We start from the raw sequence: 10,812 nt of genomic DNA on the forward strand, positions 1-10,812 counted from the left end.
ACGTGCAGCAGGATCGGGCCGTGCTCGGCGTCGCGGACGTTCTTGAGCACCGGCAGCAGGTGTCGAGATGTGNCCCGTCCACCGGGCCGACGTAGTGGAAGCCCATCTCCTCGAACATGGTGCCGCCGCCGACCACGAGCGAGCGGGCGTATTCTTCGGCCGCCGCGGCGCGCTGGTAGAGCGCCTTCGGCAGCAGCTTGCCGAGCTGCTTGGCGGTCTCGCGCAGGGACTGGTAGGCGCCCCCCGAGGCCAGCCGCGCGAGATAGGCCGACATGGCGCCCACCGGCGGGGCGATCGACATGTCGTTGTCGTTGAGGATGACGATCAGGCGCGAGTGCAGGGCGCCGGCATTGTTGAGCGCCTCGTAGGCCATGCCGGCCGACATCGAGCCGTCGCCGATCACCGCGATGGCGTTGCGGCGCTTCTGCGGGCGGCCCTTCACCTTGGCGGTGGCGTTGTCGAGGTCGCGCGCGACCGCCATGCCCAGCGCCGCCGAGATCGAGGTCGAGGAATGGGCGGCGCCGAACGGGTCGTAGACGCTCTCGCTGCGCTTGGTGAAGCCCGACAGCCCCCCGCCCTGGCGCAGGGTCCGGATGCGGTCGCGGCGCTCCGTCAGGATCTTGTGCGGGTAGCACTGGTGGCCGACGTCCCAGACGATGCGGTCGTCGGGGGTGTCGAACACGTGGTGCAGCGCCACCGTCAGCTCGACCACGCCGAGCCCCGAGCCCAGATGGCCGCCGGTGATCGACACCGCGTCGATCATCTCGGCGCGCACCGCCTCCGCAACAGCCGGAAGATCCGATTCCGGAAGACGCCGCAGCGCCGCAGGATTCGGGACACGATCGAGAAGCGCACTCTGCTCGGGGGTAATTGCCACGGCATCAACCTCTAACGGATGGGATCGGTTTGACCGCCGAGCCTCAGGACATGTCGAGTGGGGCAACGCCCTCGGGCCGCCCATCGGAGCCCAGCGTGATCCGCTGGATCCGGGCCTCGGCCCGCTTCAGCAGCGCCTCGCAATGCTTCTTCAGCACCTCGCCGCGCTCATAGATCGCCACCGATTCGTCGAGGGGCACGTCGCCCCGCTCAAGCCGGCGAACGATTTCCTCCAGCTGTTCCAGCGCCTTCTCGAAGGGCAGGTCGCCAGCGGCGGGGGCCCCCTCGGGTCTGCTCGCACTCATCCCAGATACTTCCTTTGGGGGTGGTTGTACGGCGCGAAACCCGGTGCCCACAACCCGGGGGGCCAATCCGCTGGCCGGATCCGCACCGTTTTGGAGCCATGCGGCGGCGTTTGCGCCACACTCCGGCTCACGCCAGCGCCAGGCTGAACGGCGTGCCCTCGAAGGCGTCGGCGCCGCGACCGATGCGCGCGATCGCCGCGACCATGCGGCCGTCGCGGCCGAGCATGCGGTCGGCGATGGCCACGAACAGGGGGTTGGGCGTCGCCGAAGGCGAAGCTGCGCGCAGGGCCTCGGCGATCGCCGCCTCGTCGCGCTCCGGCGCCAGCGCGCAGGCTGCGATATAGGCGGCGGCTGTCGACCGGCTGATCCCGGCATAGCAGTGGATGACGAGCGGCTTCTCCCGCGGCCAGGCCCGAATGAAGTCGAGCACCCGGGCCACATGCTCTTCAGCCGGCAAAACGTGCCCGTCGCGCGACGCGGCGATGTCGCTGACCCCGATGACGACGTGGTTCTCCGCCGCAATCGCGGCCGGCCGCTCCAGCGGCGTGCCGACATTGATCAGCGTGAGCACGTGGCTCGCATCGGTGGCGGCGACCGTCTCGGGCAGACGCGAGAGGGGACAGACGTGGAGGGTCGGCATGGTCTGGCGCCAGTGACCTGCGATCGTGACGGATCGAGGGCGGAGATTCGTCAGGTCGGACACAGAGCGTGGAATCGCGCGAGAAACCGCGCCTCGGCCTCGGCGGTCGGCCACGGCTCGGCCAGGACCAGCACCGGTTCGGGCAGCGCCCTGGCGGGGCCGAAATAGCGTTCGGCCTCGTCCCGGGCGAAACCGGCGAGGCGCACCGCCTCGACATGGGCTGCGATCCGGTCGGCCTGCTTCACCAAACGGGCGAGCGCCGGCAGCGGGGCGTTCAGGCCGAAGCGGCGGCGCACCGCGGCGAGCAGACGCAGCTCGATGCCGCGATAGGCGTCGCCGAGGGCGGCCTTCAGGGGCGAGATGATGTCGCCCACGACATATTCCGGCGCGTCGTGCAGCAGGAGTTCCAGCCCGTCCGGATCGGTACAAGCGGCGTCGAGATGGCGGCCCACGGCCTCGACCAGCAGGCTGTGCTGGGCCACCGAGAAGACGTGCGGCCCATGGGTCTGGCCGTTCCAGCGGGCGACCCGGGCGAGGCCGTGGGCGAAGTCGGCGATCTCGATGTCCCCGGGCGCCGGATCGAGGAGGTCGAGGCGCCGGCCGGAGAGCATGCCCTGCCAGGCGCGCGGCGGCTCGCTCATCGGGGCCGGCCCAATTCGGCGCAGGGTCCGTGCCGGTGGCAGCCGACGAAGGTGTCGTTGACCATGCCCCCGCCTGCATGAAGGCGTGCCCGATGGTCGGCCCCCAAAAGGAGAACCCTTCCCCCTTCAGGGCCTTCCCGATGGCCCGGAGGCCGGCGTCTTGGTGGCGATCCCCCCCCGGGTCCGGGCTTTGCCCTGGATCGGCCGGCCGTCGACGAAATCCCAGAGGAGGCGCGAGAAGCCGGGGCCCTGGTCCTCGATCCGCAGCCAAGCCCGGGCGCCCGCGATGGTGCCCTGGATCTTGGCGCGGTTGCGAATGATGCGGGTGTCGGCCATCAGCCGCGCGACATCGTCCTCGGTGAAGCGGGCGATCCGCTCCGGATCGAAACCCGCGAAGGCGTCGCGAAACCCGTCCCGGCGGCGCAGGATGGTGATCCAGGACAGGCCGGCCTGGAAGCCGTCGAGGATCAGCTTCTCGTAGAGGGCCCGGCCGTCATACTCGGGCACGCCCCATTCGGTGTCGTGATAGGCGACATAGAGCGGGTCGAGGCCGGCCCACCAGCAGCGGGGGCAGCCGTCGGAATGGTCGATCAGGCCAGTCTCGGACATCCGGCCACGTTAACGAGAACAGGAGCGGAACGCCATCGTCGGAATGGGGAACGCGCAGCGGCTGTCGCGGCGCGCTCCGCTCCGGCTTCACGCATGCGGGAGTGATCCGGTCGCAGGGTCGGTGCGCGCCTTCTACGACGTCAACCCGGTCACGCCCGGTGAGTGCAAGTCTGAGAGATCGAACGCGAACACGTGGCCGGGCGGCGAGCACGCATGCGGGCCTGCACGATGGAGCGCCAGCAATGCGCGTGTCTGCTCGGTAGACAGATCGTCCTCTTCGATTTCGAGCATCCTCTCCTGGTCGTCTGGGGGGGGCTCCTCAACGCTTGCAGGCTGTCCGCTCGAGGGATGAGAGGGAAGGCACAGGACTGGCGTTGTCGGGGCGGGAGGGAAACGCCCGCTCCGGCCGGAAAGCGGTCTCGGTCGTCGTTCTCGTTGGGCGGGCTTCAACGCCTCCCGACATGCTGGCAGAAGTTTCCAAGAATCGCCGCCCAGCCGTCGCGCTGGTGATCGATGGGGACTTGTTCGTCGGGATCGAACGCAATCTTTACGTGCGTTCGCTCGCCCGATGGGGTGAACTCGACCACCGCATTGCGATCACCAAACGCATATTCGATTCGCGTGTTCGGAATAATCTTTGTGTAAGTGCCCTCGAAATCGAAGCCCATGCTTCCGTCCTTCGCCTCCATGCGGGACGTGAACTTGCCACCTTCCTTCAGATCGACGCTTGCGGCTGGGCAATGCCAGTCGTCGGAGGCAAAGTTCCACTGCATGATCTGGTCGGGCGATGTATAGGCCTTCCAGGCGACATCGAGGGGTGCGGGAGCCGTTGCTTCCACGGTGATCCGATTCTGAGTCATTTGTGGTCGCAATCCCGTCGATGTCGAGCTTTCGAGGGGCGCACCTCATCTCAGATCAGTTACGGCGGCAACCTCCGAAATGATGTCGACGACGGCCGCGGGTGCAAAGGCGCGTATGTCGGCGAGGGGTGGATGTGCGAGGCGCCGCTCCAGAGCGGCAAACGCACCGGAATGGACATCGCCGTCGCGCCTGCTCGCGACCCTTCCGAGATTGTCAGCGCTTCCGCTTTCTCGCGAAGCGCCTGAGCAACAGGCGTCCTGTGTGGCGTCGAGCGCCCGACATTCGCAAATCAGAGTTGCGCCCCTCGTGCGGCCCATGCCGCCATTTCACCGTCAGCGATCGTCAACGATACGCGCCAGCGGTCGGAGCGGCGCAGAATGTAGACGTGGTCCCACTCGGCGACGAGTGCGTCTCCCTCGCCCCGCATCCGATAGGTCATCCGAGCCTGAGCGACGTTCGGGAAGAGTTCCACCGCCGACCGGAGTTCGCCCAGAGGCTGGACGACCCCCTGCTTGCGATAGAAGTCCATGAGCGTCACGCAATGGTCGCGAAATGCCTCCCTCGGCAACGCGAAGTTGCCGGTCGGAGACGGGAACAGTCCGACCCGCTCCCACAGCTCGCTCAACGCATCGGCGTCGCGGCGCGCGAATGCCTCGACGTAGCTGGCGAAGAACGCTGCGATCTCGTCCTGGAAGGTCATGGTCGTCCTCCTCGATGTCCCCGCCCATGCGACCGATCTGGCCGTCGCTGCGGCTCGGAGGCGAGCATCCGCTTCAGGGCAGAAGGTCCGGGACGGCTCCCGATCGACCCCGGGCCGGCCTGGGATGCCGGCCGGAGGATGCCGGCTCCTGGGAACCTCTAACGATCGCCAGCATGCCGCCCCGGGGTCGCGAGAAGCCACCCCACGCGCCAGCTGATCGTGCTCCGATGCGAATGCCCGGGATCGGGCTGTGATCGGTAACGCGGGGCCCCTGTCCCGGAGTATGCGGCGCCCGCGGAATGCGATCCGGCCTCAGCCCGCCGCGCTCGTCGCAACATCCGGCATAGCGAAGGTCGCGTAGGCCGGGCGCTCCAGCGTCACGGGGCGTTCGCCCGCCCGCGGGGTCTCGCCGGCCGCCAGCGCGTCGCCCAGGCGGTCGATGCGGACCAGGGCGAGGCCGCGGGTTCCGGCGGCGCTGCCCGTGGTGCCGAGCCCCTTGCCGCCCGCCGTGATCTCGGTGCCGGGCTGGGGCGCGGTGTCGGGATAGGCTGCGGCCAGGATGCGGGTCCGGGCCGTGCCCCGGTGCTGCATCCGCGAGACCACCTCCTGGCCGACATAGCAGCCCTTGCGGAAGTCGACGCCGCCGAGCTGGTCCATCAGCGCCTCGTGCGGGAAGGCGTCGCCGAAGGTGTAGTCGCGTCCGCCTTCGGGCACGCCGAGGGCGATCCGGTGCGCGTGGTAATCGGCCTCCGTCGCGTCCGCCGAGAAGGCGCCCGCGGCGGCGTAGAGGCGGGCGCCGAGATCGGCCGCGCGGGAATCCGCTACCGCCTCGGCCGCGGGCGGGACGGCGCCGGCCCAGACGGCCGCCACCGCGACTAGCGTGGCGGCNGCNATCNTCNCCTGCGCGGGAGGACNGTAGAGCGTCAGGCGCTTGGCGAGGTCTGCAGCCTTGTCGGCCTGCACGTCGAGCCGGAAGCCGTCCGGAATCCGCGAGACCAGGAAGTCGAACAGGATCTTGCCCTGCGGCGTCAGCAGGGCGCCGAGGCGCGCCTCCCCGGGCTGGAGCGTCTCGACATTGCAGGTCAGGACGCCCTGGAACAGCGTCGTGGCGTCCGGTCCCACGACGGTGACCAGGACGCGGTCCGGCAACAGGGCAACGGGCATGGGCGGCGGCTCCTCGGGCGGCGGGCGGTCCGGCGCGCCGAACCGCAGACCCGGGACGTAGTCGCTGACCGCCCGTGCCTCAACCGTCCGCGCTCACACGCTCAATGCTGCAGGGTGGTGGTGAAGGCGCCCCCGCGGATGCGCTCCGGGAATCCTTCGGCGTACCGGGCGGTGGCTTCCTCGCCGTACGTGGTCACCAGTTCCTGAAACGCCGCGAACAGGGCGGCCTGGGCCATGCAGTCACCGTCGAGACCATCGAGGCAGCCTTCCGCGAACGCTTCCGAGACGTAACTCAGCGCGACGCGTTTCTCCTCGACATCGACCTCGATGGGGGCGGTGTGAGAGCTGTGCTGCATAGCCGGATACTTCCATTGCGCCGGACACGGGGCCCGGCGGACACAATGGATGATAGGCGGGTCCCGGCGGCTCGGCCAGCCGAGAATTTCGGATCGGTTAACACGGGCGCTCAAATCCGATGTTTCGCCGGCATCGCCGGTGCGTGTGTTGCGCCTGCATCACCCTCCGAAACGGCCGGCCAGGGCATGCGACAGCCGGTCGCCCTCGGCGACGTACCGGGCGGCGGCCTCGTGGGCCGCCGGCGTGCAGACCCGGTAGGTGAGCGCATAGCCGCGGTAGCCGCGGTTATAGGCGCCGGCCAGGCGGTCGCGGCGGACCGGGGTCACGCCCTCGGACTCGATCAGGGCCTTCATGCGGGCCGGCCAGTCGGACGCATCCGGCGCTCCGCAGAGGTTGCGCAGGAAGGCCAGGGCCCCGATGATCTCGGACATGCGCAGCAGGTCCCGGTCGTAGGGGGCGGGTACGTCCGCGGGGGCGTTCGCCTCCTTGGGGGCCTCCTTCGCGGCTTCCCGGGCGGTTTCCTTGGCAGGCGCGGCCCCTCGGCCGGAACGCTGCTGGGCCAGGGCCGGCCCGGAGACCAGGCCGGTGAGGAGCGCCAGCAGGCACAGGATCGTCGTCGGCCGCCTCACGCCGTCGCCTCCCCGCCGCCCGTCCGCGCAGGATGTGCATCCACATGTGCATCCACGCGCGCGAAGGCCTCGCGCAGGGTGTCGACCAGTCCCGGGGTGGTCGGAAGGGTCGCGACCTCCGCGAGCGTCGCCCACCGGGTCCCCAGCGCCTCGGGGCCGGCCACGGGTTCGCCGCCGCGCCACAGGGCGGCGTGCGGGTGGACGACGTAGTGATGTCGGGCGCGGCCGGCTTCGTCCCGGAGAATGATCTCGGTGGGCGCGAGCACGCCGACAACCTCCGCGGGCAGGCCGACCTCCTCGGACAATTCGCGCAGGGCCGCCTCGGCCAGGGATTCCCCCGCTTCCACGAGACCGCCCGGCAGGGTCCAGACGCCGCGCATCGGCTCGTTGGCCCGCGCCGCCAGAAGGACGCGGTCGCCGCGGATCACCGCGATCGACGCGCCCACGATGGGCCGCGCCGGGAACAGGCGGCTGTCGGAATCCTGTGCGCCCGCACTCACGGCGTGCCTCCATCGGGTGCCACGACGGCCACCCGGCCGTCGGCGAGGCTGAAGAGCAGCCGCGCCGCGGCGCCCTCCCCGAGGACGAACGATGCCGTTCTCGGCGGGAACCGGCAGGGTCACGCGCGCGCGCTCGCGCCAGGCCGCCCTTTGGCTGCCACGAAGGCGATCTCCGGGCGGCCCGCCACCGGCAGGACGAGTTCGGGGCCGCCGCCGGCCGGGGTGGTGACGGCGAGATCCGAATCGCCGTCGCCCGCCGCGTAGCCCTCGGCCTCGCCGGCCGCCTCGATCCGGTCGGGACGGAGCGTCCAGAGCTGGAGCCTGCCCTTGGCGCTGACCGTCGCGGCCTGGCTTTCGCCGGACCCGGAGAAATCGGCGATGCCGACGATCTTCAGCGGTGGCCCCGGCTGGGCGGGCGTGCGGGCGGTGACGGCCCAGGCCGCGCCCGGATCGCCGGCGGGCCGGTCGATCAGCGCGAGCCCTCCGGCATCCGCGCCCGACAGCGTCGCCGCCAGGAGCGCCGGCCGGCCCCCGAGGCGCAGCAGGCGCGGCCGCAGGGGCGCGAACACCGCCTCGCCCCCCGCCGGCACCGTCACGGTGGCCACGGGCACGGGCTTCGGATCGGTGCTGACCGCCATCGGCTGGCGCTCGCGGATCGTCAGGACCGCGGCGGCCGGGCCGCCGTCGGGGGCGCGGGTGCGCCCGGTGAGATAGGCGCTCAGGGGTCCCGAGAGCGTCCGGCGCGAGCCCGGCAGGGCCCCGCGCGGCGTCTCGGCGGCGGTCAGCCCCTCGACGGCCTCCTTGCCGATCGGCCGCACGGTGACGCGGCCCTCGGCGAGGGCGAGCACGGCGCCGCCCTCGTCGCCCCAGACCACGGCGATCGGCGCGCTCTCCTCGTCGCCGGCCTGTTGGCCGCCGGTCTGCGGACCGGTCTTGGCGCCGGTGATCGGCAGGAGCCCGGAGGTCGCCACCGAGACCGCGGCCTCGCTGCGCGAGCCGCGCAGCGCCCGCACCTTGAAGGGCAGGTCGAGGATCCGGATCCCGGGCTCGGCCCGCGCCCCCGCGACGGGCGCGACGCCCACGATGAGGCCCAGGACGACGGCGCGGAGCCCGCGGCCCGGCGCCGGGTGCCGGCGCGCGGCCGCCGTGCCCGAGGATGCGCCAGAGGAAGCGCCCGGTCTGGTCAAACGTGCTGGCCGCCGTTGATGTGGAGTTCGGCGCCGTTCACGTAGGACGAGGCCTCAGTGCACAGGAAGTAGATCGCCTTGGCGACCTCGTCCGGCGTGCCCAGCCGGCGCTGCGGGATCTGCTCGACGAGCTTCTCGGTGCCGGGCGACAGGATCGACGTGTCGATCTCGCCCGGCGAGATCGCGTTCACCCGCACGCCGAGCGGCCCGAAATCGGCGGCCATCTCGCGGGTCAGGCCGGCGAGCGCCGCCTTGGAGGTGCCGTAGGCCGCCCCCGCGAAGGGATGGACGCGCGAGCCTGCGATCGACGTCACGTTGACGACCGAGCCCTTGGCCCGGGCGAGTTCCTCGCGCAGGCCCCGGGCCAGCAGGATCGTGGCGAACAGGTTGACCTGGAACACCCGCTGCCACGTGTCGAACTCGGTGGCCAGGGCGCCGAGGCGCTCGCCCTCCGGCCCCTTCGGCGAGATGCCGGCATTGTTGACCAGCGCGTGCAGAACCCCGCCCTCGGCGGCGAGCCGGCCCCGCACCTCCTCGACGGCGCGGGCCGTGTCCTGCGCGTCGGAGAGGTCGACCTGCAGGTGGTCCTCGGGCCCCATCTCCCAGGGGCAGTTCTCCGGGAAGGCGTGGCGCGAGCAGGTGATCACCCGCCAGCCCGCGGCCGAGAAGCGCTTGACGGTGGCGTGACCGATGCCCCGGCTCGCGCCCGTGAGCAGCATGATGCGCCGGCGTTCGTTGACGGGGAGGGCCAAAGCCTTAAGCCTCGCTGGCGTTCAGGGGTCGCGGCCCGGTCGGGCGCGGTGCGTGCCGGTGAGCCTCAATGGTCTAGGCGCACGGGGGCCGGAAATCCAGAGCGCCCCGCGGGTCGGGGTCGAGGCAGGGGAGAGAAACGCATGGCCAGCGGGCAGACCAGCGCGGAGCGCATGCCGGAGATCCCGGCCGACAGCCTGTCCCCGGCGCAGACCGAGGCCGCGGCCGCGTTCCAGGCCGAGCGCGGCGTCCCGGTCTTCGGGCCGTTCGTGCCGCTCCTGCGCAGCCCCGAACTGATGCTGTGCGCGAGCCGGATGGGCCAGTACCTGCGCTACGGCAGCGTCCTGCCGCTCCGGGTCAGCGAGTTCGCGATCCTGGTGGTCGCGCGGGAATGGAGCCAGCCGGTGGAGTGGGCCATCCACCACCCCATCGCCCTGAAGGCCGGGGTCGCCCCCGAGACCGCGCAGGCGCTCGCCGAAGGACGCCGCCCCGACACGATGAGCGCCGACGAGGCGCTGGCCTACGCGTTCTCGACCGAGCTGATGCGCAACCGCGCGGTGAGCGACGCGACCTACGCGGCCCTGGTGGCGCGCTTCGGCGAGCAGGGGGCGATCGACCTCACCGGCATCAACGGCTACTACGCGCTCCTCGCCATGACGATGAACGTCGCGCGCACGGCCCTGCCGGCGGGCGGGCCCGCGGCGCCTCCGCCGCCGCCGCTGGTGGGGCCGGCTTCGGCGCCGCTCGTGCGACCAGGCCTGAGCCAAGATCCCGCACCGCTTGTGGCGCCGGCCGCTTCGGTCTAACCGTCCTCCCCGTGCGGGCGCCCGACGTGCCGCCCGCCCATTCCCGAAAACCCGGCCGGACGAGAGCCATGGTCGCCCATACCCGCGCCGACTCGGCGCCCAAGCCCACCGACCCGGCCCTCGCCGGCGCCCGGATCCTCGTTGTCGAGGCGCGCTACTACGACGCGATCGCCGACGAACTCCTCGCCGGGGCCCGCGCGGCCATCGCGGCCGCCTCCGCGCAGGCGATCGTGGTGACCGTTCCGGGCGCCCTGGAGATCCCCGCCGCCGTGGCGATCCTGCTCGACGCCGAGCCCTACGACGCGGTGGTGGCGCTGGGCTGCGTCATCCGTGGCGAGACCGGCCACTACGACATCGTCGCCGGCGAGAGCGCCCGGGCGCTCATGGACCTGTCGGTGCAGCGCCGCGTGCCCCTCGGCAACGGCATCCTCACGGTCGAGACCGAGGCGCAGGCCCTCGCCCGTGCCCGGGTCGCCGAGATGAACAAGGGCGGCGGTGCCGCCGAGGCTGCCCTCGGCGTGCTCGCTTTGAAGCGCGCCGCCGAAGCCGCGCGCACCCGATGACGGATACCCCCATGACCGGGACCACCGACACCCAGCCGGAGACGGGCGCCGAGCCCGCCGGCAAGCCCGCCAAGATCAGCCTGCGCAGCGGCGCCCGCCTCGCCGTGGTGCAGGCGCTCTACGAGATGGACATCTCCGGCAAGGGCGTCCTCGACGCGCTCGCCGAGTTCGAGGCCTTCTGGATCGGCCAGGAGGTCGACGGGATCGTCCATCCCCCGGCCGAG

The 10,812-nt window shown here is 71.6% G+C and carries 13 protein-coding genes and 3 pseudogenes; 3 read left to right on the forward strand and 13 right to left on the reverse strand.

Going from position 1 to position 10,812, the window contains the following annotated elements; genetic code table 11:
* The 13 genes and pseudogenes from I53_RS07050 to I53_RS07115 all read right to left on the reverse strand — a co-directional run.
* Window positions 1-877 (reverse strand): annotated as a pseudogene (locus tag I53_RS07050) (1-deoxy-D-xylulose-5-phosphate synthase N-terminal domain-containing protein); the annotation flags it as partial.
* 43 nt (window positions 878-920) lie between these two features.
* Window positions 921-1,181, reverse strand: coding sequence for an exodeoxyribonuclease VII small subunit (locus I53_RS07055; protein ID WP_043348369.1), 261 nt, complete (start codon window positions 1,179-1,181; stop codon window positions 921-923).
* Window positions 1,182-1,308: 127 nt separating this feature from the next.
* On the reverse strand, window positions 1,309-1,821 hold the full coding sequence (locus I53_RS07060; RefSeq protein WP_043348372.1) for a tyrosine phosphatase family protein: 513 nt from the start codon (window positions 1,819-1,821) through the stop codon (window positions 1,309-1,311).
* A gap of 50 nt (window positions 1,822-1,871) precedes the next feature.
* Window positions 1,872-2,432 carry a hydrolase gene (locus I53_RS07065; protein WP_187294317.1) on the reverse strand — a complete coding sequence of 187 codons (561 nt, stop codon included), beginning with the start codon at window positions 2,430-2,432 and terminating at the stop codon, window positions 1,872-1,874.
* Between the two features lie 26 nt (window positions 2,433-2,458).
* Window positions 2,459-3,071: pseudogene (locus tag I53_RS07070) on the reverse strand (DNA-3-methyladenine glycosylase I).
* Window positions 3,072-3,517: 446 nt separating this feature from the next.
* Window positions 3,518-3,931: an SRPBCC family protein gene (locus I53_RS07080; RefSeq protein WP_043348377.1), complete on the reverse strand. Its 414-nt coding sequence runs from the start codon at window positions 3,929-3,931 to the stop codon at window positions 3,518-3,520.
* A gap of 290 nt (window positions 3,932-4,221) precedes the next feature.
* A complete protein-coding gene (locus I53_RS07085) occupies window positions 4,222-4,632 on the reverse strand; it encodes a nuclear transport factor 2 family protein (protein WP_043348379.1) in 411 nt (136 codons plus the stop codon).
* Window positions 4,633-4,944: 312 nt separating this feature from the next.
* Window positions 4,945-5,796 (reverse strand): folate-binding protein YgfZ, encoded by an 852-nt coding sequence (locus I53_RS07090; RefSeq protein WP_043348381.1) that lies wholly within the window; start codon window positions 5,794-5,796, stop codon window positions 4,945-4,947.
* Window positions 5,797-5,897: 101 nt separating this feature from the next.
* Entirely contained in the window at window positions 5,898-6,152 is a 255-nt protein-coding gene (locus I53_RS07095) for a hypothetical protein (protein ID WP_012320917.1), read from the reverse strand.
* Window positions 6,153-6,311: 159 nt separating this feature from the next.
* Window positions 6,312-6,782: a TIGR02301 family protein gene (locus tag I53_RS07100; protein ID WP_043348384.1), complete on the reverse strand. Its 471-nt coding sequence runs from the start codon at window positions 6,780-6,782 to the stop codon at window positions 6,312-6,314.
* A complete protein-coding gene (locus I53_RS07105) occupies window positions 6,779-7,282 on the reverse strand; it encodes an NUDIX hydrolase (RefSeq protein WP_043348387.1) in 504 nt (167 codons plus the stop codon). Before I53_RS07105 ends, I53_RS07100 begins: the two co-directional genes overlap by 4 nt.
* 119 nt (window positions 7,283-7,401) lie before the next feature.
* Window positions 7,402-8,364, reverse strand: coding sequence for a hypothetical protein (locus tag I53_RS07110; RefSeq protein WP_251982246.1), 963 nt, complete (start codon window positions 8,362-8,364; stop codon window positions 7,402-7,404).
* A 101-nt stretch (window positions 8,365-8,465) separates the two neighbouring features.
* Entirely contained in the window at window positions 8,466-9,188 is a 723-nt protein-coding gene (locus I53_RS07115; RefSeq protein ID WP_043348395.1) for an SDR family NAD(P)-dependent oxidoreductase, read from the reverse strand.
* Between the two features lie 174 nt (window positions 9,189-9,362).
* Between I53_RS07115 and I53_RS07120 the strand changes: the two genes are divergently transcribed.
* The 3 genes and pseudogenes from I53_RS07120 to I53_RS07130 form a co-directional block, all read left to right on the forward strand.
* Window positions 9,363-10,025: a carboxymuconolactone decarboxylase family protein gene (locus tag I53_RS07120; RefSeq protein ID WP_251982247.1), complete on the forward strand. Its 663-nt coding sequence runs from the start codon at window positions 9,363-9,365 to the stop codon at window positions 10,023-10,025.
* A 68-nt stretch (window positions 10,026-10,093) separates the two neighbouring features.
* Window positions 10,094-10,588 (forward strand): 6,7-dimethyl-8-ribityllumazine synthase, encoded by a 495-nt coding sequence (gene ribH, locus I53_RS07125; protein WP_043348390.1) that lies wholly within the window; start codon window positions 10,094-10,096, stop codon window positions 10,586-10,588.
* Between the two features lie 11 nt (window positions 10,589-10,599).
* Window positions 10,600-10,812 (forward strand): annotated as a pseudogene (locus I53_RS07130) (transcription antitermination factor NusB); the annotation flags it as partial.

It is taken from the genome of Methylobacterium sp. B1 (assembly GCF_000333255.1).
Classification (GTDB): Bacteria; Pseudomonadota; Alphaproteobacteria; order Rhizobiales; family Beijerinckiaceae; genus Methylobacterium; species Methylobacterium fujisawaense.